This window comes from Leisingera sp. SA32, assembly GCF_056033425.1.
On record NZ_JBVYHB010000017.1, the window covers coordinates 40063 to 66046 of the forward strand.

Here is a 25984-nt window from a genome sequence, read left to right on the forward strand (position 1 = left end):
CTGCCTCAACCCGGTGCCGATTCGCCGACCGCGGCCAGCGCCCAGGCCTCCAGCGCATCCAGATCCGGGCCCGCCGCCGTGGCGATACCACCGGCGAATTCCTGGAAAGGCGCGACGTTCAGCCTGTTGACGCCGGAGAGCACGGGAATGCCCATCGCCAGCGCCTCGCCGATGACCGGGCGCATGCCGCGGCCGTCGGCCTCGTGCTTGCCGAATTTGTTGACGATCAGCAGCTGCGGCGGCGGCGCCGATTGCAGCGCCGCGGAGACCAGCCCCACCGCCTGCTCCAGCGCCTCGGGGTTCAGACGGCAGCCGCGCGACCCAGCGCCCAGCGACTGCGAAATGCGGATGGTGCCGCCCTCCGGCAGCACCCGCACATCCATGTCGCACAATTCGCTGTCGTGGCATTCCACATTGGTCTGCACGATGCCGCCCAGACGGATGCCGCGGGCCTGCAGGCGCTCGGCAAGGGCGCTCAGCAAACGGTCGGTGGCACCGCGGTCCTCGGTCATCACATAGGCGAGTTGCATGGGTCGTGTTCTCCGGTGTCGTGCTGCTCCATAGGTGGGGATAAGGCTGTCAGGGTCAAGCCCGGTTGGCAGCGGGGCATGGCAGCGCGAGGACCTCAGAACAGGAAAGGGCACCGCAGCGGGTGCCCTTTATCTGTTGCCCGGCGACGTCTGACCGGATCAGAGCCCCAAGGCGCGGCGGCGGTCCTCGGCGAACCCTTGCACGATGCGGTCGGCAATCAGCGCCAGAATGGCCATCGCCGCCCCGGCAGAGATCCCCAACCCCACATCCGCCTTGCCCAGCGCCAGATAGATCGACTGACCCAAACCGGTGGTGCCGATCAGCGCCGCGATCACCAGCATGGCAAAGGCATAGAGGATGGTCTGGTTCAGCCCCAGCAGGATCGACGGCGCGGCATAGGGCGCGCGCACGTCCCGCAGCATCTGCCAGCGGGTCGCGCCAGAGGCGGTCGCGGCCTCGATCATCTCGGCCGGGGTCTCCGTCAGCCCGTGGCGGGTGTAGCGGATCATCGGCACGATGGCATAGGCGACGATCGCCAGAAAGGCCGAGAACTCACCGATCTGGAACACCATCAGGACCGGGATCAGGAAGACGAACAACGGGATCGTCTGCAGCATGTCGCAGACCGGGCGCACCACGCGCCACACGGTCGGGGACAGTGCCGAGGCCAGCCCGATGCCGCCGCCCAGAAGCGTGCAGGCAAAGACCGCAGCGCCCGACAGGTACAGCGACAACAGCGCGCGCTCCCACAGGCCGGAAACCAGGATGGTGGTGAGCAGCACAACCGTCAGCAGCGCCAGCCCCCGCCCGGCCGCGACGAACGCCAGCGCGGCTGCGCCCGCCAGCACGAAGGGCCAGGGCAATTGCGCGATGCCGGTCTCCAGCATGCCCGCCGCAATCAGCAGCCCCAAGCCCAGCGCAACATGGCCGCGCAGAGCGCAGACCAGCCCCAGGGCGGCACCGGCGGCAAAGAGACCCGCGCTCATCCACGGGGTCCAGGCAAAGCCCCAGGTGAAGGGCAGCACCGCCTGGTCCAGCCCGATCCTCAGCGGCAGCAGCACGTAGAACATCACGGTGTTCTTCAGCGCCGTCAGCGCCTCGGCATTGGCGGTGGTAAAGCTCGACAGCGCGGCATCGACGCGGTCGGCCACCGGGTTGAACAGGGTGTAATCATCCACAGCCCCAAGGCTGCCATGGAACAGCACGGTAACCAGCAGGCCCACCGCCAGAATGGCCCAGGCCACGCGCGGATCATGGCGCTGGCGGCGGTCCTCGGTCAGGGTGGCGCTCATCCGGTCGATCAGGATGGCAAAGATCACGATCACCAGCCCCGCCAGCAGGCTTTGACCAAACTGTGCCTTGCGCATGGTCAACAGAACCTCCCAGCCGATGTCGTCAAAGCCGCCGATCACGGCGGCGATGATGACCATCGACAGCGCCGCCATCAGACATTGGTTGACGCCGACCATGATCTGCCGTCCGGCAGAGGGGATCTCGCATTGAAACAGCTGTTGCAGGCCGGTGCCGCCGGACATGATGGCGGCTTCCTTGATCTCGGGCTCGACACGCTCCAACCCCAACAGCACATTGCGGGCCATCGGCGGCGCCGCATAGATGGCGGAGGCGATCAGCCCCACCACCGGACCAAAGCCGAACAGCAGCAGCAAGGGGGTGAGATAGGCGAAGGTCGGCACCGTCTGCATCACGTCCAGCACCGCCTGCACGGGCCTGCGGACACGGGGAAATTCATTCGCCAGGATGCCGATGCTGCCGCCGATCAGCAGCGCCAGCGGCACGGAGACGGCGACCAACGCCAGCGTGTTCATGCCCTCAGCCCAATAGCCGGAAGCCAGCACGAAGCCCAGTCCCACCACCGCCATCAGCGCCATGCGCAACCCGCCAAGGATCCAGCCCAGCGCGGTCGTGGCGGCGACCAACAACGGCCAGGGCGTGTGGCCGAGGGCTGCATTCGCAGCCTGCATCGGGTAGGACAGCAGCGCCGAGAACGCGCGCGCGGCGGGTTTAATCAGCCGCAGCCCCCACTCCATCGCCGCGCCAACCCAGTCGGTTGCGGGCATCACCCAGCGATCGGGAAAGACCACGAGCCAGGGGGCTACCCCCTCCAGCGCCAGACACAGCGCCCCAATCGTGGCTGCAAACAGCGCCGCACAGGCGCCCCTGGTCAGCGGGGTCATGGCTGCTCCACCTGTAGCGCAGCGGCCAGATCGGCGGGGTTGACCACGCCCACCAGCCGACCATCAGGCGCGCGTACCGGCACGGGTTCATACAGTTCCATGCAGCGCGCCAGTGCGGCGTCCAGCGTCATATCCTGGCGCAGGCCGGGATCGTCGGCCCCATGCACCAGCCCAGCCCCGGTCTGCATGACCGATCCCACCCGGGCATGCTGGCCCTTGGCCACATCGCGAGAGAATTCACGCACGTAATCATCCGCAGGGCGCAGCACGATGTCAGCCGGCGTGCCGATCTGCACGATGCGGCCATCGCGCATGATGGCAATGCGGTCCGCGAGCTTCAGCGCCTCGTTGATGTCATGGGTGATGAAGACGATGGTGGTTTTCAGCTTGGCCTGGATCTCCAGAAATTCATCCTGCAACTGCCGCCGGATCAGCGGGTCCAGCGCCGAAAACGGCTCATCCAGAAACCAGACCGAGCAATCCGTCACCAAGGAGCGGGCAATGCCGACGCGCTGGCGCTGGCCACCGGACAGCTCGCGCGGGTAGTGGCGCTCCCGCCCTTCGAGGCCGACCAGCTCGATCACCTCCTGCGCCTTGGCCATGCGCTGTTTCTTTCGCACCCCCTGCACCCGCAGCGGATAGGCGACGTTTTCGATCACGGTCATATGCGGGAACAGGCCAAAGTGCTGGAACACCATGCCCAGTTTCTTGCGGCGCAGGTCGATCAGTCGCTTGGGACTGGCCTCGACGATGTTTTCACCGTCGATGCGAATTTCGCCGCCGGTGGGGTGCAGCAGATGCGAGATGCAGCGGATCAGCGTCGATTTGCCGGACCCGGACAGCCCCATGATAACAAACAGCTCCCCCTCCTGCACATCGAAGGAAACATCCTGCACCGCAGGCACCAGCCCATTGGCGCGCAGATCATCCGCAGCGGCCTGCGCGGTGTCATGCTGCGACAGCGCCTGTTTCAGGGCGCTGTCGGCGGTGTTGCCAAACACCTGCCAGACCTTCCGGCAGGTGATGGCAGGCGTGTCGGAACCGCTCACCGGGTCTGGCTCAGTTGGTGGCGGCGTCGACAACCGGGCGCCACTTGTCCTCGTTCGCGGCCATCCAGTCGGCGACCACCTCTTCGACCTTGCCGCCATCCACGTCGATCGCGCCCATCATCGGTTGCTGGTCCTCGACGGCCAGGGTGTAGTTCGACAGGATCTCATAGGCGGCGGGCCAGGTTTCGTCCATGCCAGCCCAGGCAGCCTTGAAAATGCGCGAGGGCGAGAAGTCGCAATCGTTCACCGCATCGGGGTTCGGCCCCCAGGCGGGATCGGAGAAGCAGGCGTCCTCGCCCGGCGGCAGATCGACAAATTTCACGTCATAGGCCGACATCGCCCAATGCGGCTGCCAGAAGGTCAGCAGCAGCGGCGTCTTGCGTTCGGTGGCGGCGCGCAGCTCGACAATCAGCGCGGCCTCGGAGCCTGCGGGCACTGCCTTGAACGGCAGGTCCAGTCCTTCCATGCGGTCAGCACCGGGCGTGCCCCAGTCGGCGGGATAGTCCACGAGGCGGCCCTGCGGCAGGGTTTCGGCGGTGGCAAACTGCATCGCACAGTCGCGCAGCGCCTCCCAGGCCGGCAGGCCGGGGCAGAGTTCAGCCACATGCGCAGGATAGGCGATGCCTTCGCGGGCGTTCAGCTCCAGGTCGCCGAGTTCGACCACGGTGCCTTCCTCGATTTTCTTGGCGTATTCGTCGGAGACGTTGGAGGACCAGATTTCCAGCGTCGCGTGGATGTCGCCGTCGGCAATCGCCTGAAACTGGTTCAGCATGCCGGCCGAGACATATTCCACCTCATAGCCCGCCGCCTTCAGCATCTCACCGGCGATGCGGGTGGTCACGTGCTGGCCGGTCCATTCGTTCAGCGCCAGCTTGATCGGCTTGGAGGTGTCGCCCAGCTCCGCCGCCGAGGCGATGCCGGCTGCGACGGTCAATGTTGCGGCACCCAGCGCCAGCGCATATCGCTTGAAGTTCATCCTAATACTCCCTGTCATGTCAGAGCGCTGCCCGAGACCCGGTTCTAGCGCTGTTATTGGACCCGCGCGGGTCATGGCGCCGGTCTGCCCCTGCGACGGGGCCATGTCTGCCAACTTGCGCCGATAGGGCCAAGTGTGGCGGCTGATACTGCAAGTATTTGAACCTATTACGTCACTTTGTCGAGCAAATGCGGCATCCATGGCAAATTTTCCTGATCCAGCGATCAGGTTTTTAACTTGTGAATCAACCTCATGCGCCCGCCCGCCGCAAAAACAGCGCCCCCGCCCAGGGCAGAGACGCTGTCGTGGCACAGCTGAACATCCAGCCTGTGCAACTGCGGAGCAGATCAGCTGCGGCCAGCACCCAGTGCGGCCTCGACGATCGGCATCCATTTGGCGCGGTTCACCGCCAGCCAGCCGCGGGCCGCGCCCTGCACGGTTTCGCCGCGGACATCTACCAGGGCAATCAGCGGTTGCTGGTCCCAGATGCTGAGCTGATAGTTTTTCAGGATCTCATGCGCGGCCGGCCAGCGTTGCTGCAAACCCGACCAGGCTGCCTTGACCACACCGCCACGATTGAAATCGCAGTCGCCCGTCGCGTTCGGGTTCGGCCCCCAGGCCGGGTCGCTGTGGCAGGCAGGCTCTGGCTTGGGCAGGCGCACGAATTGCAGCGCGTAGGAGGACATTGCCCAATGTGGCGCCCAGAAGGTGGCGATCACCGGGCGGCGGTCCTCATAGGCCTGCTGGAAGGTTTCGATTATCGCCGCTTCGCTGTCCGCGGCGACCACATCAAAGGGCAGATCCAGCGCGCGGATCCGGTCCGCGCCGGGCGAGCCCCAGGTTTCCGGGTAGGCTAGGTAGATCCCACGCTCTGCCTTGCCGTCGGCCGAGAAAATGCCCGCACAGTCGCGCAGCGCCTCCCAGCTGGGCAGACCGGGGCACAACTGCGCCACGTAAGGCGGCACCACCACGCCATTGCGCGCGTCCAACCCCATTTCGCCCAGGTTGGTCAGCTCCCCGGTCTCAACCAGATCAGAATATCCGTCCGGATCGCTGCTGGTCCAGATTTCGACCATCGCGTGCAGGTCACCGTCTGCGATTTCGCGATAAAGCGCGGATTGATCCGCTTCGACATATTCCACCGTGTAGCCTGCGTGTTCCAGCATGCCACCAACAATGTAGGTCGACAGCTGCTGGCCGGTCCAGTTGTTCAGCGACAGGCGGATCGGTGTCGCCCGGTCTCCCATCTCCAGCGCGTTGCCCCCGACAGGCATGGCCAGCGCCAGCGCGGCCGCGATTGCCCTGAGTTTCATTGGCGTCACTCCCGTACAGCCCTTCGTCGATTGCCGCCCGCAGGCGCTCTCGACCCGGCATAGCAGCGGCACCTTGACAAAGATTAACATGCGCCCGGAGGCGGCGCGTATTCACGCTGGAAAACGCTTAAAACTCGCCCGAAACGCGTATTTCGCGCCGCGTGCGCCGCAAACCGTCAGCGGGCCTTGCGGGCCAGCAGCAAGACCGGATCGTAGGTCAGCGGCAACTGGCCGTCGGCGCCAAAGCGGGCGCGGTAGCGTTCCTCGAAATTGCGCAGCTGGCGGCGGCTCCAGCCTTGTTGCGCATGGCCGTTCACGCCGGTCTGACGCAGGTGTTTTAGAAGCGGCATCGCGCCGTCAAAATGCAGCACCTGCGGTTGCTGCTCCAGCGCCAGAAGCTCCAGTCCCTGGGGCAGCACCGCGGGCCAGTCAGGGGCATCCAGATAGCTGGGGGCGGCGGCGGCTGAGCCAAGCGCCGCAAGCTCGTGAAAGTGGCGGCGGCCAAAGCCGGACAGCAGCAACCAGCCCCCCGGCGCCAGATGATCCCTGAGCCGCACAAGCAGGGTCGGCAGGTCGGCAATCCATTGCACGGTGGAGGCGGAGGCGATCAGTTCCAGCTGCGGCGGCAACGCCAGGGTTTCGATCGCCCCGGCGGCAAAGCGCGCCTGCGGCCGATCCTGTGACGACACCGCCGAGAGCGCCATCTCCGCCTCTGGCACCAGATCGTTCAGCAACAGCTGACCCAGCCGGAAACGCTGGCCGAGCCGGGCGGTCAGATGGCCCGTGCCGCAGCCGAATTCCAACGCGGTGTCAAAGCGTTGCGGTGCGCCGCCTTCGGCCAGCAACTGCGCCAGCCGCGCCGCGATCCGGGCCTGAACCGAAGCCGCGTGGTGATAGCTGCCCAGCCCGCGACGAAAGCTGTGGCGGATGCGGGACTGATCGGGAAGGCGCGCGCTGATGTCTTTCATTGCAACAGGGCCTCCCACGCGGTGAACCTGTCGAACGGCGCATGTGGCGCGTCGAGGGTGCGGGTCGGCTGCCCCTCCCAGGCGCGTGCCAGATTGGCCGGCGGAAAGATCTTGTCGGCGGCGCTGATCCAGATCCGGTCGAATTCCATCCACGGTGCGTCGCCACGGGCCTCGACCGCGCACAGCTCTGCCCGGCGCGCGGCGACATCCAGCGGATGGGCCGCCTGCGGCGCGCCAAAGACGCGGGTCAGGAACTGCTGGAAACTGCCGGCATCGAGGGTATCCACGGTGCGGCGGAAGATTGCGGGGGGAATGCCGGTGCTTCGGCTGACCGGGGAGAGGCTGCCGTTGATCGCCACCTTGCGGCGGAACGGATCGGCGCGCCCCTGCTGCCAATGGGCATAAGACGCCACGCCGAAGGACCAGGCCAGCAGGCTGACGCGGTCGTAGCCGGACAGGTCCGGCAGGTCGGCGTTCAGATCGGTATAATCGCTGGCAAACAGAATATCCTGCGGGCCGGTGAGATGGTCAAAGACCTGCGGCCCGACGGCCCAGCCGCCGAACACGACGATCAGGTCACGGTTCTGCCCGGCGGCACCACCGGCCATTGCCCGTCCCCGGGCGGGCGTTTCTTGCCCCCCCGCGGACGGGCAATGCCCCTGCGCCTGTTTCAGCCAGCGGAAATCCACCGCCTACAGCTCCCGTGCCAGCCGCAGCATGCCAGCGGTGATCTCGCTCAGCTGCTCGGGCGTGGTGATGAAGGGCGGCATGGTATAGATGTTGTGGCCGAAGGGGCGCAGGAACACGCCCATGTCATGCGCCCGCGCGTGGGCCGCATCTGCCGACACCCGGTGCTTCATTTGGATCACGCCGATCGCGCCCAGCACCCGCACGTCCGCCACATTGGGCAGATCTCGCGCCGGGGCCAGTTCGGCCTGCATCTGCGCGCTGAGCGCCGCCACCCGCCCGCGCCAGTCCTGCCCGGTCAAAAGATCCAGCGAGGCCTTGGCCGCGGCGCAGGCCAGCGGATTGCCCATATAGGTCGGCCCGTGCATGAACAGGCCGGGATTGCCGCCGCCGATGCCTGTCGCCACGCGGTCGTTGGTCAGGGTGCAGGCAAAGGAGATATGGCCGCCGGTCAGCCCCTTGCCCAGACAAATGATGTCGGGTTCAACGGTGCAGAAATCGGTGGCAAACATCTGACCGGTGCGGCCAAATCCAGTGGCAATCTCGTCAAAGATCAGCAGGATGCCCAGCTCATCACAGAGGGCGCGCGCCTGGTTGAGGTATTCGGGGTGGTAGAAATACATGCCCCCTGTGCCCTGCACCACGGGTTCCAGGATGAAGGCGGCGATCCTGTCGGCATTGGCCTCCAGCACCGCGCGCAAGTTCCCCAGGCCGTTTTGCGCCGGATCGTCGGTCCAGTCCTGGTCCAGTCTGACCGGCGGGCGCGGCACGAAATGCTGCACGCTCAGCGCCCCCTGGAACAGGTGGTGCATGCCGGTGTCGGGGTCGCAGACGCTCATCGCCTTCCAGGTATCGCCATGATAGCCGGAGCGGATGGTGGCGAATTCCTGCCGTTGCGGCTGGCCGATGGCGTGCTGATACTGCACCGCCATTTTCATCGCCACCTCAACCGAAACCGAGCCGCTGTCGCAATAGAAGATGCGCGTCAGGCTGTCCGGTGTGATCTCCAGCAGTTTGCGGCCCAGGTCGATGGCCGGATCATGGGTCAGCCCGCCGAACATCACATGTGGCAGGGTGTCGAGCTGGTCGTGGATGGCCTGGGTGATCGCCGGATTGCGATGGCCGTGCATCATGCACCACCAGGACGACATGGCGTCGATCAGCCTTGTGCCATCGTCAAGCGTGATGTGTACGCCCTCGGCCTCGCGCACCACAAAGGTGGGGCCGGGTTTGGTGACGTTGGTGTAGGGGTGCCAGAGGTGCTGCTGGTCGAATTCCAGCTGGGTGAGGTCAGATGCGCTCATGCCGGGTCCTCCTCCTGCGCCAGCGCCTCGCGGATCAGGTCCAGGTTGATGTTCTCGGCAAAGGCGGTGGCCAGTGCGTCCGAGCCCTCCTGGGGGCGGGCGGCGGCCGGGCCCCCTGCGTCGGTGCCGGGCCCCGGTGCGCTGCGCAGAGCCTCGACAAAGGGCAGCCGCCCCAGGTGCGCCGCCTTGCCGAACTGGCAGATGGTTTCCTCAACCTCCGGCTCCGGGTTGCCGATGAAGGCGACGCCCACCACCTCGCAGTCCGCATCGCGCAGGGCCTTCAGCGACAGGAGCGTGTGGTTGATCGTGCCCAGCTGGGTGCGCGCGCAAAGGATCACCGGCGCCCCCCAGCGCGCGATCAGGTCCAGATACAGCTCCCGCCGGTTCAGCGGCACCATCAGACCGCCCGCGCCCTCTGCCACCAGAACGCCGTCGGCGTCCGGCAGTTGCAACGTCTCGGTGTCGATTTCCGCCTCCTCGGCCTCAGCCGACAGATGCGGCGAGGCGGGCAGCTGCAAGAGATAGCCCTCCGGCAGCGCCGGGCGGCCGGACAGACGGGTGACGATCTGGCTGTCGGTTTCCTCCTCCAGCCCCGATTGCACGGGTTTCCAGTAGGTGGCCTCCAGCGCCTGCACCAGCCCGGCCGAGAAGATGGTCTTGCCGATACCGGTGTCGGTTCCGGTCACGATCAGCGTGTTTTTGGGCGTCATGGACGTGTCTCCAATTCGCGGGCGAGGTCTTCGAACATCGCAGTGATGACCCCTGCCCAAGTATTCAAAGTGATCGACAGCCGCAGCCGCGAAGTGCCGCGCGGCACCGTGGGCGGGCGGATGCCGCGAATGTCATAGCCGCGCGCCTGCATCGCCGCGGCCAGCGCCATGGTGCGCTTGTCGTCGCCGATCAGCACCGGCAGGATCTGGCTGTCAAAACCGTCCAGCCCGCACAGGCGCTTTGCCTCGCCTTGGGCATGGGTGATCCCGGCCCACGCCTGTTCGCGGCGAGCGGGATTCTGGCGCAACTCTTGCAACGCGGCACGCACGAGGGCGGCGTTCAGCGGCGAGGGCGCGGTGGCAAAGATAAAGCCCCGCGCCTTGTTGATGAGGGTGTCGATCAAAACCCGCTGGCCGCAGATCAGCGCGCCGGAGGCGCCCAGCGCCTTGCCGCAGGTGTGCAGGGATAGGACGTTGGGGCGGTGGGCGATGTCATGCGCCAGCCCGCGCCCCATATCGCCGAACACACCGGTGGAATGCGCCTCGTCGACCACCAGAACAGCGCCCTCGGCATCCGCCAGCGTCATCAGGGGCTCCAATGGGGCAAGGTCGCCGTCCATGGAATAGACGGCCTCCACCGCGATCCAGACTTGCCCCGCACCGCCTGCGGCGCGCCAATCTTGCAGCACCCGTGCTGCGTCGTCGGCATCGCTGTGGGCAAAGCTGCGGGTCTCGGCCCGGCCCAGCCGCATGCCGTCATGGGTGCTGGCGTGGATCAGCGCATCATAAAGCACCAGATCGCCCTGCTGCGGCAGGACGGAGAAGATCGCCTGATTGGCGGTGAAGCCGCCGCCCATGAACAGCGCCGCCTCCGTGCCGAAAAAGTCGGCCGCCTCGGCCTCCAGCCGCTGATGCTCGGCGTCGTTGCCGCGCAGCAGGCGCGAGCCACCTGCCCCCACCGGTACGCCGCGCGCCAGCGCGTCTGCGGCGGCGGCGCGCAGCACCTCGCTGCCCGCCAGCCCCAGATAGTCGTTGGAGGCAAAGTCATGCCCCTCCCGCGGCATCAATTGCCGGTAGCGCCCGCGATTGCGCAGCGCCTCCAGCGATCTTTCATGCCGTGGAAAGGCGCCCGCCATCAGCGGCTGCCGTCGCAGCCCACGGCCATCGCGGTGATGCCCAGACGGTCGAACAGCTGCTGGTCCTTGTCTTCCTCGGGGTTGTCGGCGGTCAGCAGCGTGTCGCCCACGAAGATCGAGTTGGCACCGGCAAAGAAGCACATCGCCTGCATCTCGTCCGACATGTCGGTGCGGCCTGCGGAGAGGCGCACGTGGGATTTTGGCATCAGGATGCGAGCCAGCGCCACCGAGCGGACAAACTCGATCGGGTCCAGTTTTTCGACGTTCGCAAGCGGCGTGTCGGCGATCGGGATCAGCATGTTGACCGGCACCGAATCCGGGTGTGCCTCCAGCGTGGCCAGCGCCAGCATCATGTCGATGCGGTCCAGCTGCTGCTCGCCCATGCCGACGATGCCACCGGAACACACCTTGATCCCCGCCTCGCGCACCCGGTTCAGGGTGTCGATGCGGTCGGCGAATGTGCGGGTGGTGATGATCTCGGAGTAATAGCGTTCGGAGGTGTCGATGTTGTGATTGTAGTAATCCAGACCCGCGTCGCGCAGGCGGAACACCTGTTCTTCGTCCAGCATGCCCAAGGTCATGCAGGTTTCCATGCCCAGATCCTTGACGCCCTGCACCATCGCCTCCAGTGCGGCCATGTCGCGGTCCTTGGGCGAGCGCCAGGCAGCACCCATGCAATAGCGCGTCGCGCCGCCTTCCTTGGCCTTCTTCGCCTCGGCGATCACCCGCTGCACTTCGATCAGTTTGGAGGCCGACAGCTGCGCGCCGTTGCGCGCCGACTGCGAGCAATAGGCGCAGTCCTCGGCGCACCCGCCGGTTTTGATGCTGAGCAGTTTGGATTTCTGCACCTGGTTGGGGTCAAAATACTGCCGATGGACGCTGTGCGCCTGAAACAGCAAGTCCATGAAGGGCTTGTTGTAGATCTCTTCCGCTTCTTCGCGGGTCCAGTCGGTCCGGATGGGTGCAGCGTCCAGCATGCTGTCTCCTGTGCTCATGTCCCTGCCATGCGCGGATGGCGTTGGCGATTTTTATAGATAACTTTGCCACCCCCGATCAAGCGCCAATGCCCAAACGCAGCAATTTGCCACCGAGCCACTGCGCGCCTGATCGTAATTAGCTGGTATTAATAACAAATAATAATCTACAAAAATTCAGGTTGACGCGCTGCCCGGCTCTGCCTACCCCTAAAGTCACGCAGGGGAGTCCCGCCAAGGGGACTGAGAGGTGGACAGGTGCGGGGCAACCCGGACCGGTGAAGCGACCCTTTGAACCTGACCCAGTTGATACTGGCGTAGGAAGCTAGGCGCGCTTGGCCACGGGGGATGTACAGCCCCGCTTGCCCTGCGATGACTGAACAAGGGGGCCGTACACCCTCTGTTTCCCAGCCAAACCTCATCTGGTGTCTTTTCCAAGTTTAGGCTTCGAGGAGCACCAAAATGAACGTCCCCAATCCCAAGATCACCACAGGCGCATTGCCCGCATCGCGCAAGATCTACGTGCCCGGCGCGGTCCACAAGGACATCCGCGTGCCAATGCGCGAGATCGCGACCCACCCCACCGCGGGCGAAGATCCGCTGCCGGTCTATGACAGCTCCGGCCCCTATACCGACCCGGACGTGCTGACCGACATCCGCCAGGGTCTGCCGCAGCTGCGCCGCCAGTGGATTTTGGACCGCGGCGATGTCGAGGCATACCAAGGCCGTGATGTGAAGCCCGAGGACAACGGCTTTGTCGAGGGCGACCGGCTGGTGGCTGAGTTTCCCGTGAAACCCGCCCCCTTGCGGGGCAAGGATGGCGCGGCGCCGACGCAGCTGGCCTATGCCCGCGCCGGTATCATTACGCCGGAAATGGAATACGTCGCGATCCGCGAGAACCAGCTGCGCGAGCTGTCGCCCTGCCACGCGGCGCGCGACGGCAATGATTTCGGCGCCAATATCCCGGACTACGTGACGCCGGAATTCGTGCGCTCGGAAATCGCCGCCGGCCGCGCCATCATCCCGGCCAACATCAACCATCCCGAGATTGAGCCGATGATCATCGGCCGCAACTTTCTGGTGAAGATCAACGCCAACATGGGCACCTCCGCCGTCACCTCCTCGATGGAGGAGGAAGTGGACAAGCTGGTCTGGGCGATCCGCTGGGGCGCGGACACCGTGATGGACCTGTCGACGGGCCGCAACATCCACAACACCCGCGAATGGATCGTGCGCAACTCCCCCGTGCCGATCGGCACCGTGCCGATCTATCAGGCGCTGGAGAAGGTGAACGGCATTGCCGAGGACCTGACCTGGGAAGTGTTCCGCGATACGCTGATTGAACAGGCGGAACAGGGTGTCGATTACTTCACCATCCACGCGGGCGTGCGGCTGCACATGGTGCCGATGACGGTGGAGCGCGTGACGGGGATCGTGTCGCGCGGCGGCTCGATCATGGCGAAGTGGTGCCTGCATCACCACAAGGAGTCGTTCCTGTATGAGCATTTCGAGGAAATCTGCGACATCTGCCGCCAGTATGACGTGTCGTTCAGCCTTGGCGACGGTCTGCGCCCCGGTTCCATCGCCGACGCCAACGATGAAGCACAGTTTGCCGAGCTGGAGACCCTGGGCGAGCTGACCAAGATCGCCTGGGCCAAGGACTGCCAGGTGATGATCGAAGGGCCGGGCCATGTTGCCATGCACAAGATCAAGGAGAACATGGACAAGCAGCTGGAGTGCTGCCACGAGGCGCCCTTCTACACCCTTGGCCCGCTGACCACCGACATCGCGCCGGGTTATGACCACATCACCTCCGGCATCGGGGCGGCGATGATCGGCTGGTTCGGCTGCGCGATGCTGTGTTACGTGACGCCCAAGGAACACCTGGGCCTGCCCGACCGCGACGACGTGAAAACCGGGGTCATCACCTATAAAATCGCGGCCCATGCTGCCGACCTCGCCAAGGGGCTGCCGGGGGCGCAGCGCCGCGACGATGCGTTGTCCCGTGCCCGTTTCGAGTTCCGCTGGGAGGATCAGTTCAACCTGTCGCTGGACCCGGAAACCGCACGCGAGTTCCACGACCAGACCCTGCCAAAAGAGGCGCATAAGGTGGCGCATTTCTGCTCCATGTGCGGGCCGAAGTTCTGCTCCATGCGGATCAGCCACGACATCCGCGCCGAGGCCCAGAAAGAGGGCATGGAGGCCATGGCCGCCAAGTTCCGCGAAGGCGGTGAGCTGTATGTGCCTGCCGCTGTTATCACCGCGGACCCCGCGGAATGATAACCATCGCAGGCGCGGGCCTTGCTGGCCTCGCCTGCGCCCATGAGCTGGCGCAGCGCGGGGCAAAGGTCACAGTCTATGAGCGGGGGGAGACCCCCGGTGGCAGCAGCGTGGCGCGCTATGCCGGCGGCATGCTGGCGCCCTGGTGCGAGCGCGAAAGCGCCGAAGCAGAGGTGGTGACCCTCGGCAGCCGCGCCTTCGGCTGGTGGGCCAAGGTGACACCGGTCCACCGGCGCGGCACGCTGGTGGTAGCGCCAGCCCGCGACCGGGCAGAGCTGACCCGCTTTGCCCGCCGCACCAGCAACCACCGCAGCCTTGACGGCGCACAGGTGGCAGAGCTGGAACCGGCGCTGGCCGGGCGGTTTGGACACGGGCTGCTGTTCGAACAGGAGGCGCATCTGGACCCGCGCCGCGCCCTGCGCGACCTGACGGCCAAGGTGCAGGCGCTGGGGGTGGAGATCCGCTGCGGCGCCCCGGCCCCGGCCCGCGTCACGCTGGACTGCACCGGCATGGCAGCGCCCTTGGCATCCTTGCGCCCGGTGCGGGGTGAAATGGCGATCCTGCAGTGCCCGCAGGTCCAGATCCGCCGCACCCTGCGCCTGCTGCATCCGCGGATGCCGCTGTATCTGGTGCCGCGCGGCGAAGGTCTGTTCATGATCGGCGCCACCATGATCGAGAGCAGCTCAGACCGCCCTGTCACGCTGCGGTCTCTGGCGGAGCTCCTGAACGCCGCCTACACGCTCCACCCCGGGCTGGGCGAAGCCAGCGTGGTGGAGACCGGCGCAGGCCTGCGCCCGGCCTTCGCCGACAACCTGCCGCGGCTGACCGAACAGGACGGCACGCTGTACCTCAACGGCCTCTACCGCCACGGGTTTCTGCTGGCGCCCGCCATGGCGCAGCTGGCCGCAGACCGCCTTTTACCGGAGACATCAGATGAAGATCATCGTGAACGCCAAACCGCATGAGGTCGCGGCGACCGACCTCCAGTCCGCGCTGGACGAGCTGGGCTTTGCCTCCTCGGCTGTGGCAACCGCTCTGAATGGCAGCTTTGTGGCCCGCGCCAAAAGGGCGGAGGTGACATTGGCCGAGGGCGACCGGCTGGAAGTGCTGGCGCCGATGCAAGGAGGCTGAGATGCAAGTCTACGGAACCGAGATTCCCTCGCGGCTGCTGCTCGGCACCGCGCAATACCCATCGCCCGCCGTGCTGGCAGAGGCTGTGAAATCAAGCGGCACCGGGATCATTACCGTGTCCTTGCGCCGTGAAACCGCCGACGGCTCGGGCGCGGGGTTCTGGGACAGCCTGCGCGCCATCGGCTGCCGCATCCTGCCCAACACCGCCGGTTGCCACACGGTGCAGGAGGCGCTGACCACCGCCCGCATGGCCCGCGACCTGTTCGGCACCAACTGGATCAAGCTGGAGGTGATCGGCCACTCCGACACCTTGCAGCCGGATGTGTTCGGACTGGTCGAGGCTGCGCGCATCCTCAGCGCCGAAGGCTTTCAGGTCTTTCCCTACACCACCGATGATCTGGTGGTGGGTGAGCGTCTGCTGGAGGCCGGTTGCGACGTGCTGATGCCCTGGGGCGCGCCCATTGGCTCGGGCCAGGGCCTGCGCAACCCGGACGGCCTGCGTGCGATGCGGGCGCATTTCCCTGATGTGCCGCTGATTGTCGATGCCGGCATCGGGCGACCCTCGGATGCGACGCAGGCGATGGAACTGGGTATGGATGCGGTGCTGTTGAACACGGCTGTGGCCAAGGCGGGCGATCCTGCCACGATGGCGCGGGCCATGGCGCTGGCTGTTGACGCGGGCCGCGCCGGATACCTCGCCGAGCCGATGGAGCGGCGCGACATGGCCGTGCCCTCGACGCCTGTGCTGGGGCTGGCCGAACTGAACATGACGGAGACCGCGTGATGGAGCGTTTCTACCTGATCGTTGGCCATGTTGGCCGACTGGAGCTGTTGGTGCCGCAGGGGGCCAAGCTGGTGCAGCTGCGCATCAAGGACGAACCGGAGGCGGAAGTGCGGCGCCAGATCGCGCGCGCCCGCGACTTCTGCGCGGTGCATGACGCGCAGCTGGTGGTGAACGATTACTGGCAGGCGGCGTTTGATCTGAATTGCAACTTCGTTCACCTGGGTCAGGAAGACATGGAGACGGCGGATTTCGCCGCCCTGCGCCGCCGCGGTGTCCGCTTTGGCCTGTCCACCCACGACGAGGCAGAGCTGGAGCGCGCGCTGTCCCATGACCCGGCCTATGTGGCGCTGGGTCCGGTCTATCCGACGCTGCTAAAGCAGATGAAATGGGCGCCGCAAGGGCTCGAGCGGGTGACGCGCTGGAAAAAGATGGCGGGCAAAACGCCGCTGGTGGCGATCGGCGGGCTGACGCCCGAGCGCCTGCCCGGCGTGTTCGAGGCCGGTGCCGACAGCGCGGCGGTGGTGACGGACATCCAGCTGGCCGCCGACCCGGAGGCCCGCACGCGTGAATGGGCCGAGGCCTGCCGCGCATGAGCCGCTACGCCCGCCAGATGATCCTGCAGGAGTTCGGCGCCGACGGCCAGGCGCGGCTTGCGCGCGCGCATGTGCTGGTGGTCGGGGCTGGCGGGCTGGGCTGCCCGGTGCTGCAATATCTGGGCGGCGCAGGTGTTGGCCACATCACCATCATGGATGGCGATGTGGTGGCGGAAAGCAACCTGCACCGGCAGGTGCTGTACAGCATGCAGGACATTGGCCAGCTGAAGGCCGAGGCCGCGAAAGCGCATCTGCTGGCCGCCAATCCGGCCCTTGAAGTCACAGCGCTGGTGCAGCCGCTCGACGCCGCCAATGCTGCCGCTCTGGTGCAGGCTGCGGATCTGGTGGTGGATGCTGCCGACAGTTTTGCGGTCTCCTACATTCTGTCGGACACTTGTCTGGCGGCAGGCAAGCCGCTGATCTCGGCCTCGGCGCTGGGGCAATCCGGCTATGCCGGCGGGTTTTGCGGCGGTGCGCCATCCCTGCGCGCGGTCTTTCCCGACCTGCCCGCCCACGCCGCCACCTGCGCCACGGCTGGGGTAATGGGGCCTGCGGTCGGCCTTATCGGCGCCTTGCAGGCGCAGCTGGCGCTGAAGGTTCTGTTGAACCATCAGCCCAGCCCCTGCGGCCAGTTGTTCAGCTTCCGGCTGGAGGATCTGCATGTCAGCAGTTTTCGCTTTGACGGCGCGGAGGAACCCGAGGCTGTCCTGCCCTTCGTCGCCGCCAGCCAGATCACGCCGCAGGATGTGGTGGTAGAACTGCGCCCCGAGGAGGAAGCGCCGCAGATGGCGGTGCCGCAGGCGCAGCGCATCGCGCCCGCGGAACTGGCCGCCGCGGGCCTGCCGCGCGGCCGCCGCATCGTGCTGTGCTGCCGCAGCGGGCTGCGCGCCTGGGGCGCAGCCGCGATCTTGCGGCAGGCAGGCCACGACACCCTCGCCCTGCTCGCTGCCGGGGACAGCCCCGCATGAGGGCGATCCTGGCCATCGGCGGCACCGACAGCAGCGGCGGCGCGGGACTGACCCGCGATGCCGCCATGGCCGCCGCCTGTGGCGCAACGCTGCGCCCCGCGGTCACTGCCGTTACCGTGCAGACGGATGCGGCCGTGCGCGCCGTCTATCCCTGCACTGCGGACGCGGTGGCCGAACAGATCGACGCCGCGCTGGCCACGCCCGCGCCGCCCGGAGCGGTGAAAATCGGCATGTTGGGCTCTGCCACGGTGGCTGAGACCGTGGTGGCTGCCTTGCCGCCGCGGTTGCCCATCGTGCTGGATCCAGTGCTGAAGTCCACCTCTGGCGGCACGCTGATGGCGGCGGCCGGGTTTGGCGCACTGCTGTGCCGGGCCTCCGTTGTGACACCCAACCTGGATGAACTCGCAGCGCTATGCGGCGGCGTGGGCGACCCTGCGCAGCAGGCCAAGGCCCTGCTGTCGCAAGGCGTGCAGGCGGTGCTGGTCAAGGGCGGCCACGGCAATGGCGCGTTCAGCACCGATCTGCTGTATTGCGCCGATGGCCATGTAACCGCGTTTGAAAAACCGCGGCTGGCTGCATCAAAACGTGGCACCGGTTGCGGTCTCGCCACCGCGATCGCCTGCCATCTGGCGGCGGGCGCCACCCTGCCCGATGCCTGTCGCGCCGCCAAGGACGCGGTGCACCGCTGGTTGCAGGACTGATCAGGCGGCGGGCAAGTGGTCCAGCACGTCCGCCGCCGACAGCACGGTGCCGAACCCCGCATGTAGTGCCGACAGGGTGACCTCCAGCACCACCTCCGCGTCGAGATCGCCGCCCTTGCGCGCGGGCAAGGCAAAGGCGACCAGCGCATCCTCGACAACCTGGACCTCAAAGCCGAGGTTTGCCGCAGACCGCGCCGTGGAGTTGACGCAGAAGGCGGCGACCCCGCCGACGATCACCAGCCGGGTGATGCCGCCCGCCTGCAGATGCGCCGCCAGCCCGGTGCCGACAAAGCCGGAAGAGCCGGTTTTCCAGAACACCGCCTCCCCTTCCGCGGGGATGGCACAGGGCAAAGGCTGTCCGCTGGGCAGATCGCGGCGGAACTTGCTTTCAACACGCGGATCGTCATGCAGCACATGCACCACCGGCAGCCCGGCGGCGCGGAACGCGGTGGCCAGCTCTGCCACCCGCTGTTCTGCCTGCGGGTTGGCCTGAGGGCGGCCCGCCGCAGCAAGATTGGCCATCTCCTGCTGCATATCGACAATCAGCAGAGCCGTGTTTTCATACATCAAAAAACCCTCGCGCCCGGATACCGGTGCGAGGGTTGCAGATCCGCGCGGCAGAGGCCAGCGCAAACCCATCGTCAAAGCGGCACCGGCGCTGCGGTGCCGCAAAAACGGGCGGTCGGCTCAGCCCTCGAGGCACCAGCGCATGACCGCCTTCTGGGCATGCAGGCGGTTCTCGGCCTCGTCAAAGATCACCGACTGCGGGCCGTCCATCACGGCGGAAGTCACCTCCTCCTCGCGGTGGGCGGGCAGGCAGTGCATGAACAGCGCGTCCGGCTTGGCGTGGGCCATCAGCGCGTCGTTGACCTGATAGGGACGCAGCATGTTGTGGCGGCGCTCCTTGGAGGATTGGCTGTCATGCATCGACACCCAGGTGTCGGCAACCACCAGATCGGCGCCCGCGACCGCCTTGGCGGCGTCGCGTTCGATCACAACCTTGGCGCCGGCCTTGCGGGCGAGACCGATGAACTCTTCCTCCGGATCCAGCTGCGCGGGACCGGTGAACGTCAGGTCAAAGCCGAACTGCCCCGCGGCATGCAGGAAAGAGGCGCAGACATTGTTGCCGTCGCCGGCCCAGACCACCTTCTTGTCCTTGATCGGGCCGCGGTGCTCCTCATAGGTCAGGATGTCGGCCATGATCTGGCACGGGTGGGTGCGGTCGGTCAGACCATTGATGACCGGCACGTCGGAATATTCCGCCATCTCGGTCAGCACGCTTTCGTCGAAGGTGCGGATCATGATCATGTCGACATAGCGGCTGAGGACGCGGGCGGTGTCGGCGATGGTTTCGCCGTGGCCCAGCTGCATGTCCTTGCCGGACAGCACCATGGTCTGGCCGCCCATCTGGCGCACCCCGACATCAAAGGACACGCGGGTCCGGGTCGAGGGTTTTTCAAAGATCAGCGCCACCATGCGGTCCTTCAGAGGCAGCTCATCGTCGAGCGCCGCCTTCGGGCGGCCCAGGCGCGCCTGTTTGGTGGCGCTGGCCTGATCGATGATTTTGCGCAGGTCAGCGGGGTCGGTTTTGTGGATGTCGAGGAAATGGTTCATGTCAGTATCGCTTTGTTGGGCCGAAGGCCGGGGCTGTCTGCGCCCGAACCCCCGAGGATATTTCAGGCAAGCGGAAGATCAGGCAGCAGAGACCTGCGCGGCGGTTTTGTCGAGACGGCTGACCGCCTCGGCGATGTCCTCATCTGTCAGGGTCAGCGGTGGCAGCAGCCGGATCACATTGTCCGCAGCGGGAACGGTGATCAGTTCATTGTCATAGCCCGCGGTCACCACGTCCATATTGGCCGCCTTGCATTTCAGCCCCAACATCAAGCCCGCGCCGCGCACCTCCTCGAACACCTCGGGGTGATCCGCCACCAGACCCTCCAGCTTCTGGCGCAACAGGCCCGCCTTGCGGTTTACCTCAGCCAGAAAGTCCGCGTCGGCGACATGCTCCAGCACCGCGCAGCCCACGGCGCAGCCCAGCGGGTTGCCGCCGTAGGTGGAGCCGTGGGTGCCCGCGGTCATGCCGCTTGCGGCCTCTTCGGTGGCCAGCACCGCGCCCAGCGGAAAACCGCCGCCGATGCCCTTGGCCACCATCATGATGTCCGGCGTGATCCCCGCCCATTCATGGGCAAACAGCTTGCCGGTGCGGCCCACGCCGCATTGCACCTCGTCCAGAATCAGCAGCAGGCCATGTTCGTCGCAGATCGTGCGCAGCGCTTTCAGCTCGGCATCCGGCACCGCGCGGATGCCGCCCTCGCCCTGCACCGGTTCGATCAGGATCGCGGCGGTCTGCGCGCTGATGGCGTTGGTCACGCCGTCCAGATCTCCGAACATCAGATGCTTGAACCCCGGCAGCAGCGGGCCGAAACCCTTGGTCATCTTCTCCGAGCCTGCCGCGGCGATGCCCGCCGAGGAGCGCCCGTGGAAGGCACCGTCAAAGGTGAGGATCTCCACCCGTTCCGGCTGTCCCTGATCATAAAAGTACTTGCGCGCCATCTTGACCGCCAGCTCGCAGGCCTCGGTGCCGGAGTTGGTGAAAAACACGGTGTCGGCAAAGCTGTGTTCCACCAGCTTGTCCGCCAGCGCCTGCTGCTGCGGAATGTGGTAGAGGTTGGAGACATGCCACAGCTTCTGCGCCTGCGCGGTCAGCGCCGCGACCAGGGCCGGATGGGCGTGGCCCAGCGCGTTGACCGCGATGCCGCTGCCCAGATCCAGAAAGCGTCGCCCGTCGGCCGTGGTCAGCCAGGCGCCTTCGCCTTCGACGAATTCAAGCGGCGCACGGTTATAGGTCGGCAGAACGGACGGGATCATCAGGATCATCCTTTTGGTGGCGTGACGCCAAAGCTGTGACGTATGCTTAGCCTTGGGTCAACGGTGGAACACGGGTTTTGCAGGGGAATGCGCCGCGGTGCGGACACAGGGAATCAAAGGGCCGGATCACGCCAGGCGGCGTCGGCGTCGCAGAATGGTGATATATGCGCGTTTGATCATGCTGCGGTTCCATAACGGAGGAAACGGCAAAAGAAAACCCCAATCGTCCGCCATTTCGGGCGATCCGAAATGGCGCCGTCGGCCGCCGGGCCCGTATTCTTTCTGGTGAGAAATACTCCGGGGTGAACTGGTCGAGAGGCCAGGAGGGGCAGCGCCCCTTTGCACCGGGCGCAGAATTCGGCGCGCCAAAAGGTGTTTCCCCTTGAAACGCCCGCCCCCTTGGCGCACCGCTACGACATGCGCAGCGCCCCGTCACAGAACCCCGCTCTTGCCGCTGGCCTGATCCTGTCGGCAACCACCTTCATCGCCGCCACCACCCTGCTGGCCAAGGCGCTGGGAACCGATGCGCTGGGGGCGCCGATGCACCCGATGCAAATCAGCCATGGGCGGTTCCTGTTTGCCTTTCTCGGCATCTCGGTCGCGGTGCTGGCGCTGCGGCCGCGCTTTCAGCGGCCGCATTGGGGCATTCACATCGGGCGCACCTCCTGCGGCTGGGCAGGCATCACGTTGCTGTTTGCCTCCGTTGCCCATATCCCGCTGGCAGAGGCCACCGCGATCAGCTTCCTGAACCCGGTCTTTGCCATGTTGCTGGCGATCCCGCTGCTGGGCGAGCGCGTCGGTCCCTGGCGCTGGGGGGCGGCGCTGCTGGCCATGGTGGGCGCGATGATCCTGCTGCGCCCGACCCCCGCCAGCTTTCAGCCGGCGGCGCTGCTGGCGCTGGCGGCGGCGGCGGTTATGGGGATGGAGCTGATCTTCATCAAGAAACTGGCGGGCCGCGAAGGCCCGATGCAGGTGCTGTGGGTCAACAACCTGTTGGGGCTGCTGATTGCCAGCTGCGCGGTGCTGCCGGTGTGGCAGATGCCCAGCCCGGCACAATGGAGCGCGCTGGCGGCGCTGGGGCTGGCGATGGCCTGCGCACAGGCCTGTTTCATCAACGGGATGGCGCGGGCCGATGCGTCCTTCGTGGCGCCATTCAGCTATGCCACGCTGGTGTTCGCCGCCGTCTACGATTTTGGCGTCTTTGGCGTGGTGCCGGACTGGGTCACGGTGCTGGGCGCCGCGATCATCCTGGCTGGCGCTGCCGTGCTGGCCTGGCGTGAAACCCGACCGCGGCCCGCGGGCTTGCCGCCCGCCTCTGCCTGACCGGTCTGCCGCCTGTTATCACGTCAGGATCTCAACCCCTCAGGGCTTCAGCCGGTAGCCCGTGCGCAGCATCGACCAGGCCAGAAGGCACACGCCAAAAGTCGCGCCGCTGCAAACCGCCAGCCCCAGCCAGGGGGAGCTGTCGGAGGTGCCGATCACCCCGAACCGCACGCCATCAATAAGGTAGAACACCGGGTTCAGATGCGAGATCGCCCGCAGCACCGGCGGCAGCGCCTCGACCGAGTAGAAGGTGCCCGACAGAAAGGCCAGCGGGGTCACGATGAAGTTGGTGATCGCCGCCATCTGGTCGAACTTGTCGGCAAAGACCCCGGCTACGATGCCCAGCCCACCCAGAAAGGCCGCGCCGAGCACCACGAACACCAGCGCCACCAAAGGATGCGCGGGCACGATTTGCAGGACCGCCATCAGCCCCAGCCCGATGGCCACCGCCACCAGGGCGCCGCGCGCCACCGCGCCCGCCAGATAACCCAACAGGATCTCCAGCCCCGACAGCGGCGGCATCAGCGTGTCGACGATATTGCCCTGCACCTTGGAGATGACGATTGAGGACGAGGTGTTGGCAAAGGCGTTTTGGATCACCGTCATCATCATGATGCCCGGCGCCAGGAACGTCAGGAACGGCACCCCCATCACGTCACCGCGTTTGGGGCCAATGGCAATGTTGAAAATCATCAAAAACAGCGCTGCCGTCATCAGCGGCGCCAGCAGGGTCTGGGTCCAGACCACCAGAAAACGCTTCACCTCGCGCCAGGCCAACGCCTTCAACCCCAGCCAGTTGATGCGGCCGAAGCGGCGCGCGCCCAATTCCACCTGATAGCCCTGATCTGCCATGCTGCCCCCGATTTTTGTAGCATTGCCTGCATAACGGCTGCGTCATGGGGTGCAAGGTGCCTTGTAACTCCGCCCACAGTGATTAAAATGGGGCAATCACCGGAACAGGATGGCGGCCGCAGAACTCTGGGGCCGCTATTAGCTTGAAAGGCAACATATGTCCTGGACAGACGAGCGCGTCGAACTGCTCAAGAAAATGTGGGGCGAGGGTCAGTCGGCCAGCCAGATCGCCAAGGAACTGGGCGGTGTGACCCGCAACGCCGTGATCGGCAAGGTGCACCGGCTCGGCCTGTCCAACCGCAACAGCGGTGGAGCCAAGGCGGCTGAACCCAAAGAAAAACCCGCAGCAGCCCCCGCCGCTGCCGCGGCGCCCAAACCTGCCGCCACGCCCAAGCCCAAGCCGCAGCCGAAGACGGAGCCTGCCCGCCCCGCTGCAGCGCAGCCTGCCGCCGCCGCAGAGGCCAAGCCTGCAACCCCGGCCCGCCGCCAGATCATTCCGGCCGGTCAGCCGCTGCCGCCGCAGCCTTCTGCAAATGAAATCAGCCCGGAAGCGCTGGCCAAGGTCAACGAAATCGAGAAGAAGGCCAAGAAACTGGGCCTGATGGAGCTGACCGAGCGCACCTGCAAATGGCCGGTGGGGGATCCCGCAACCGAAGACTTCTGGTTCTGTGGTCTGCCCGCACAACAAGGCAAACCCTATTGTGAGGCGCATGTGGGCGTGGCATTCCAGCCGATGTCCTCGCGCCGCGACCGCCGCCGCTGACCCGAGGCGGAGGCCCGCAAGACTGACACAGCCCGCCCCGCGCCTCTCCAGGTGCGGGGCGTTTCCTTTTCGGCGCGGCCTTCTTTTTCGGCGCGGCCTTTATGGGCCATACCGGGGCGTGGGTGCTCAGCTGCCTTCAGGCGCGTTGGATGTGAATTTCGGGATCACCCGGTCCGACGCCGCATCCGGCTCGATCTCTGGCCAGTTGCCGTCGGCCAGGGTGATATTGCCGGGAATGTCTGCCTCCCAGAAGCCGACCACGACATCGGTGATGTTGAGGTACAGCTTGTCGTCGACAATGCGCCACAGGTTCGGATTGCCCGGCACCTTGCCGCCCTTGGACACGCCATAGGCGCAATGGCCATCGTACTGGGGCGCATAATAGGCCGGGTTTTCCAGGAACGTCTCGCGATTTTCCTCGCTGGCGAAGGCCCAGGTGGCGCCGTTGTACTCAGCCGTGATTGATGCCTTGCCCTGCACTGCGCTGGCCTGCGGGCTGCCTACCGGCTGCGCTGCGAGGTCGCGATAGGCGACGACATCATAGCCGGAAACCGCATAGCCAGTGGCGTCGACATACTGTGCGCCCGCAAACCCCGGCGTGGCAATAGCAACGCTGAGCGCCGCCGCAGTGGCAAACAGAAACTGCTTCATCGGAAAGTCCCTTTCATCGGTAATGGCTTGCGCCGTTGGGTGCAGAGTACACGCCGCCCTGCAAATGCGAAGTCCCCCTCACGGCCCTGTGTCCGGCGACGAGACCGCGTGATCGCCGTGTAAAAATTCCGTGCGCCAGACCTTCCAGTCATTGGAATACTTGCCGCCTCTGACTATCTGTGTGCGAGCCACTTGCCGCCGCTGCGGCGACTGACCGTATCCGGGAAACAACCACACAGGGACACTTCAGATGAGCGACACAGCCTACACACCGCCCAAGGTCTGGAAATGGGAACAGGAAAACGGCGGCCAGTTTGCCTCCACCAACCGCCCCATTGCCGGCCCCACCCATGACGAGGAGCTGCCCGAGGGCAAGCATCCCCTACAACTCTATTCGCTGGCGACCCCCAATGGCGTCAAGGTCACCGTGATGCTTGAAGAGTTGCTGGCCAAGGGTATTGAGGGCGCCGAATACGACGCCTGGCTGATCCGCATCGGCGACGGCGACCAGTTCGGCTCGGGCTTTGTCGACATCAACCCCAACTCCAAGATCCCGGCGCTGCTGGACCGCAGCGGCGACGCGCCTGTGCGGGTGTTCGAGAGCGGCTCGATTCTGGTGCATCTGGCAGAGAAATTCGGGGCGTTCCTGCCCACGGAGGGGCCCGCGCGCACCGAAACGCTGAATTGGCTGTTCTGGCAGATGGGCAGCGCGCCCTACCTGGGCGGCGGTTTTGGTCATTTCTACGCCTATGCGCCAGAGAAGTTCGAGTACCCGATTGACCGCTTTGCGATGGAAGCCAAGCGCCAACTGGATGTGCTGGACCGGCAACTGGCTGAGCGGACCTATATCGCGGGCGAGGACTATTCCATTGCCGACATGGCGATCTGGCCCTGGTATGGCCAACTGGTGCTGGGCCGTCTGTATGATGCGGCAGAGTTCCTGGACGTCGAGAGCTACACGAATGTGGTTCGCTGGGCCAAGGCCATTGACGCCCGACCAGCGGTGCAGCGCGGCCGCATGGTGAACCGCGCTTTTGGCGATCTGGAGATGCAACTGCACGAACGCCACGACGCCAGCGACTTTGAGACCCGCACCCAGGACAAACTGGAAGCGGCGGAATAACGCCAGCGTCGGGCGCACAGGCTTGCAGGGGTGCCCTCCCGCGCCCGCGGGTGTCCGGCCAGGGCCGGACGCCCTATTGCGGCCCCGGGGCCTGTCAGCGGTGC

The 25984-nt window shown here is 66.0% G+C and carries 26 protein-coding genes and 1 riboswitch; of the genes, 10 read left to right on the plus strand and 16 right to left on the minus strand.

Features of this window, described 5'->3' with window-relative positions; genetic code table 11:
• Positions 1–5: 5 nt before the first annotated feature.
• The 11 genes from AC0IPL_RS18740 to bioB form a co-directional block, all read right to left on the minus strand.
• Positions 6–530 carry a DUF2478 domain-containing protein gene (locus AC0IPL_RS18740; RefSeq protein ID WP_474276519.1) on the minus strand — a complete coding sequence of 175 codons (525 nt, stop codon included), beginning with the start codon at positions 528–530 and terminating at the stop codon, positions 6–8.
• Positions 531–689: 159 nt separating this feature from the next.
• Positions 690–2726, minus strand: coding sequence for an ABC transporter permease (locus tag AC0IPL_RS18745; protein WP_474276520.1), 2037 nt, complete (start codon positions 2724–2726; stop codon positions 690–692).
• The gene (locus tag AC0IPL_RS18750; protein WP_474276523.1) at positions 2723–3775 is read right to left on the minus strand and encodes a quaternary amine ABC transporter ATP-binding protein; all 1053 of its coding nucleotides are present in this window, start codon (positions 3773–3775) and stop codon (positions 2723–2725) included. Before AC0IPL_RS18750 ends, AC0IPL_RS18745 begins: the two co-directional genes overlap by 4 nt.
• Positions 3776–3785: 10 nt before the next feature.
• Positions 3786–4751 carry an ABC transporter substrate-binding protein gene (locus AC0IPL_RS18755; protein WP_474276525.1) on the minus strand — a complete coding sequence of 322 codons (966 nt, stop codon included), beginning with the start codon at positions 4749–4751 and terminating at the stop codon, positions 3786–3788.
• A 347-nt stretch (positions 4752–5098) separates the two neighbouring features.
• Positions 5099–6064: an ABC transporter substrate-binding protein gene (locus tag AC0IPL_RS18760; protein ID WP_474276527.1), complete on the minus strand. Its 966-nt coding sequence runs from the start codon at positions 6062–6064 to the stop codon at positions 5099–5101.
• Positions 6065–6240: 176 nt separating this feature from the next.
• Positions 6241–7032, minus strand: a complete 792-nt coding sequence (locus AC0IPL_RS18765) for a methyltransferase (protein WP_474276530.1) — start codon at positions 7030–7032, stop codon at positions 6241–6243.
• Positions 7029–7640: a pimeloyl-ACP methyl esterase BioG family protein gene (locus AC0IPL_RS18770; protein WP_474276532.1), complete on the minus strand. Its 612-nt coding sequence runs from the start codon at positions 7638–7640 to the stop codon at positions 7029–7031. The genes AC0IPL_RS18765 and AC0IPL_RS18770 overlap by 4 nt, the downstream gene beginning before the upstream one ends.
• A gap of 84 nt (positions 7641–7724) precedes the next feature.
• The gene (gene bioA, locus AC0IPL_RS18775) at positions 7725–9023 is read right to left on the minus strand and encodes an adenosylmethionine--8-amino-7-oxononanoate transaminase (protein WP_474276534.1); all 1299 of its coding nucleotides are present in this window, start codon (positions 9021–9023) and stop codon (positions 7725–7727) included.
• Positions 9020–9733 carry a dethiobiotin synthase gene (gene bioD / locus AC0IPL_RS18780; protein ID WP_474276536.1) on the minus strand — a complete coding sequence of 238 codons (714 nt, stop codon included), beginning with the start codon at positions 9731–9733 and terminating at the stop codon, positions 9020–9022. Before bioD ends, bioA begins: the two co-directional genes overlap by 4 nt.
• A complete protein-coding gene (locus AC0IPL_RS18785) occupies positions 9730–10869 on the minus strand; it encodes an 8-amino-7-oxononanoate synthase (RefSeq protein WP_474276538.1) in 1140 nt (379 codons plus the stop codon). The genes bioD and AC0IPL_RS18785 overlap by 4 nt, the downstream gene beginning before the upstream one ends.
• Positions 10869–11846, minus strand: coding sequence for a biotin synthase BioB (bioB, locus tag AC0IPL_RS18790; protein WP_474276540.1), 978 nt, complete (start codon positions 11844–11846; stop codon positions 10869–10871). The genes AC0IPL_RS18785 and bioB overlap by 1 nt, the downstream gene beginning before the upstream one ends.
• Positions 11847–12055: 209 nt before the next feature.
• Positions 12056–12184, plus strand: a riboswitch (TPP riboswitch).
• Between the two features lie 121 nt (positions 12185–12305).
• Between bioB and thiC the strand changes: the two genes are divergently transcribed.
• From thiC to thiD, 7 genes are read left to right on the plus strand one after another with little or no spacing between them, the layout of a single operon-like run.
• A complete protein-coding gene (gene thiC / locus AC0IPL_RS18795) occupies positions 12306–14123 on the plus strand; it encodes a phosphomethylpyrimidine synthase ThiC (protein WP_474276542.1) in 1818 nt (605 codons plus the stop codon).
• Entirely contained in the window at positions 14120–15088 is a 969-nt protein-coding gene (locus AC0IPL_RS18800) for an FAD-dependent oxidoreductase (protein WP_474276544.1), read from the plus strand. The genes thiC and AC0IPL_RS18800 overlap by 4 nt, the downstream gene beginning before the upstream one ends.
• Positions 15057–15254: a sulfur carrier protein ThiS gene (thiS, locus tag AC0IPL_RS18805; protein ID WP_474276546.1), complete on the plus strand. Its 198-nt coding sequence runs from the start codon at positions 15057–15059 to the stop codon at positions 15252–15254. Before AC0IPL_RS18800 ends, thiS begins: the two co-directional genes overlap by 32 nt.
• Position 15255: 1 nt before the next feature.
• A complete protein-coding gene (locus AC0IPL_RS18810; RefSeq protein WP_474276548.1) occupies positions 15256–16038 on the plus strand; it encodes a thiazole synthase in 783 nt (260 codons plus the stop codon).
• Complete coding sequence (locus AC0IPL_RS18815) at positions 16038–16631, plus strand: thiamine phosphate synthase (protein WP_474276550.1); 594 nt, start codon at positions 16038–16040, stop codon at positions 16629–16631. Before AC0IPL_RS18810 ends, AC0IPL_RS18815 begins: the two co-directional genes overlap by 1 nt.
• Positions 16628–17599 (plus strand): ThiF family adenylyltransferase, encoded by a 972-nt coding sequence (locus tag AC0IPL_RS18820; RefSeq protein ID WP_474276552.1) that lies wholly within the window; start codon positions 16628–16630, stop codon positions 17597–17599. Before AC0IPL_RS18815 ends, AC0IPL_RS18820 begins: the two co-directional genes overlap by 4 nt.
• Entirely contained in the window at positions 17596–18300 is a 705-nt protein-coding gene (gene thiD, locus AC0IPL_RS18825; RefSeq protein WP_474276555.1) for a bifunctional hydroxymethylpyrimidine kinase/phosphomethylpyrimidine kinase, read from the plus strand. Before AC0IPL_RS18820 ends, thiD begins: the two co-directional genes overlap by 4 nt.
• Here the strand turns inward: thiD and AC0IPL_RS18830 are convergent, their stop codons facing one another.
• The 3 genes from AC0IPL_RS18830 to AC0IPL_RS18840 form a co-directional block, all read right to left on the minus strand.
• On the minus strand, positions 18301–18867 hold the full coding sequence (locus AC0IPL_RS18830) for an isochorismatase family protein (RefSeq protein WP_474276558.1): 567 nt from the start codon (positions 18865–18867) through the stop codon (positions 18301–18303).
• 120 nt (positions 18868–18987) lie between these two features.
• Positions 18988–19914 (minus strand): ornithine carbamoyltransferase, encoded by a 927-nt coding sequence (argF, locus tag AC0IPL_RS18835; RefSeq protein ID WP_474276560.1) that lies wholly within the window; start codon positions 19912–19914, stop codon positions 18988–18990.
• A gap of 78 nt (positions 19915–19992) precedes the next feature.
• Complete coding sequence (locus AC0IPL_RS18840) at positions 19993–21168, minus strand: acetylornithine transaminase (protein ID WP_474276562.1); 1176 nt, start codon at positions 21166–21168, stop codon at positions 19993–19995.
• A 417-nt stretch (positions 21169–21585) separates the two neighbouring features.
• Here AC0IPL_RS18840 and AC0IPL_RS18845 point away from each other — a divergent pair, with 417 nt between their 5' ends.
• Positions 21586–22491, plus strand: coding sequence for a DMT family transporter (locus AC0IPL_RS18845; protein WP_474276630.1), 906 nt, complete (start codon positions 21586–21588; stop codon positions 22489–22491).
• 39 nt (positions 22492–22530) lie between these two features.
• Here AC0IPL_RS18845 and AC0IPL_RS18850 read toward each other — a convergent pair whose 3' ends face one another.
• Entirely contained in the window at positions 22531–23343 is an 813-nt protein-coding gene (locus AC0IPL_RS18850) for an ABC transporter permease (RefSeq protein WP_474276564.1), read from the minus strand.
• Positions 23344–23500: 157 nt separating this feature from the next.
• Here AC0IPL_RS18850 and AC0IPL_RS18855 point away from each other — a divergent pair, with 157 nt between their 5' ends.
• Positions 23501–24106, plus strand: a complete 606-nt coding sequence (locus AC0IPL_RS18855) for a GcrA family cell cycle regulator (protein ID WP_474276566.1) — start codon at positions 23501–23503, stop codon at positions 24104–24106.
• Between the two features lie 126 nt (positions 24107–24232).
• On the opposite strand, the gene AC0IPL_RS18860 is transcribed toward AC0IPL_RS18855, so the two are convergent.
• Positions 24233–24757 (minus strand): YHS domain-containing (seleno)protein, encoded by a 525-nt coding sequence (locus AC0IPL_RS18860; protein WP_474276567.1) that lies wholly within the window; start codon positions 24755–24757, stop codon positions 24233–24235.
• Between the two features lie 250 nt (positions 24758–25007).
• Here AC0IPL_RS18860 and yghU point away from each other — a divergent pair, with 250 nt between their 5' ends.
• The gene (yghU, locus tag AC0IPL_RS18865; RefSeq protein WP_474276570.1) at positions 25008–25880 is read left to right on the plus strand and encodes a glutathione-dependent disulfide-bond oxidoreductase; all 873 of its coding nucleotides are present in this window, start codon (positions 25008–25010) and stop codon (positions 25878–25880) included.
• The last annotated feature ends 104 nt before the right edge of the window (positions 25881–25984 follow it).

Bases quoted from the DNA above. Each gene is read 5' to 3' on its own strand.
- AC0IPL_RS18855 (WP_474276566.1), top strand. From the start codon at position 23,501: ATGTCCTGGACAGACGAGCGCGTCGAACTGCTCAAGAAAATGTGGGGC.
- AC0IPL_RS18830 (WP_474276558.1), bottom strand. From the start codon at position 18,867: ATGTATGAAAACACGGCTCTGCTGATTGTCGATATGCAGCAGGAGATG.
- AC0IPL_RS18755 (WP_474276525.1), bottom strand. From the start codon at position 4,751: ATGAACTTCAAGCGATATGCGCTGGCGCTGGGTGCCGCAACATTGACC.
- AC0IPL_RS18800 (WP_474276544.1), top strand. From the start codon at position 14,120: ATGATAACCATCGCAGGCGCGGGCCTTGCTGGCCTCGCCTGCGCCCAT.
- AC0IPL_RS18745 (WP_474276520.1), bottom strand. From the start codon at position 2,726: ATGACCCCGCTGACCAGGGGCGCCTGTGCGGCGCTGTTTGCAGCCACG.
- AC0IPL_RS18760 (WP_474276527.1), bottom strand. From the start codon at position 6,064: ATGAAACTCAGGGCAATCGCGGCCGCGCTGGCGCTGGCCATGCCTGTC.
- AC0IPL_RS18770 (WP_474276532.1), bottom strand. From the start codon at position 7,640: ATGGCCGGTGGTGCCGCCGGGCAGAACCGTGACCTGATCGTCGTGTTC.
- AC0IPL_RS18840 (WP_474276562.1), bottom strand. From the start codon at position 21,168: ATGATCCCGTCCGTTCTGCCGACCTATAACCGTGCGCCGCTTGAATTC.
- thiS (WP_474276546.1), top strand. From the start codon at position 15,057: ATGAAGATCATCGTGAACGCCAAACCGCATGAGGTCGCGGCGACCGAC.
- bioB (WP_474276540.1), bottom strand. From the start codon at position 11,846: ATGCTGGACGCTGCACCCATCCGGACCGACTGGACCCGCGAAGAAGCG.
- AC0IPL_RS18850 (WP_474276564.1), bottom strand. From the start codon at position 23,343: ATGGCAGATCAGGGCTATCAGGTGGAATTGGGCGCGCGCCGCTTCGGC.
- bioA (WP_474276534.1), bottom strand. From the start codon at position 9,023: ATGAGCGCATCTGACCTCACCCAGCTGGAATTCGACCAGCAGCACCTC.
- AC0IPL_RS18815 (WP_474276550.1), top strand. From the start codon at position 16,038: ATGGAGCGTTTCTACCTGATCGTTGGCCATGTTGGCCGACTGGAGCTG.
- thiC (WP_474276542.1), top strand. From the start codon at position 12,306: ATGAACGTCCCCAATCCCAAGATCACCACAGGCGCATTGCCCGCATCG.
- AC0IPL_RS18845 (WP_474276630.1), top strand. From the start codon at position 21,586: ATGCGCAGCGCCCCGTCACAGAACCCCGCTCTTGCCGCTGGCCTGATC.
- AC0IPL_RS18785 (WP_474276538.1), bottom strand. From the start codon at position 10,869: ATGGCGGGCGCCTTTCCACGGCATGAAAGATCGCTGGAGGCGCTGCGC.
- yghU (WP_474276570.1), top strand. From the start codon at position 25,008: ATGAGCGACACAGCCTACACACCGCCCAAGGTCTGGAAATGGGAACAG.
- AC0IPL_RS18860 (WP_474276567.1), bottom strand. From the start codon at position 24,757: ATGAAGCAGTTTCTGTTTGCCACTGCGGCGGCGCTCAGCGTTGCTATT.
- AC0IPL_RS18740 (WP_474276519.1), bottom strand. From the start codon at position 530: ATGCAACTCGCCTATGTGATGACCGAGGACCGCGGTGCCACCGACCGT.
- AC0IPL_RS18810 (WP_474276548.1), top strand. From the start codon at position 15,256: ATGCAAGTCTACGGAACCGAGATTCCCTCGCGGCTGCTGCTCGGCACC.
- AC0IPL_RS18820 (WP_474276552.1), top strand. From the start codon at position 16,628: ATGAGCCGCTACGCCCGCCAGATGATCCTGCAGGAGTTCGGCGCCGAC.
- bioD (WP_474276536.1), bottom strand. From the start codon at position 9,733: ATGACGCCCAAAAACACGCTGATCGTGACCGGAACCGACACCGGTATC.
- argF (WP_474276560.1), bottom strand. From the start codon at position 19,914: ATGAACCATTTCCTCGACATCCACAAAACCGACCCCGCTGACCTGCGC.
- AC0IPL_RS18765 (WP_474276530.1), bottom strand. From the start codon at position 7,032: ATGAAAGACATCAGCGCGCGCCTTCCCGATCAGTCCCGCATCCGCCAC.
- thiD (WP_474276555.1), top strand. From the start codon at position 17,596: ATGAGGGCGATCCTGGCCATCGGCGGCACCGACAGCAGCGGCGGCGCG.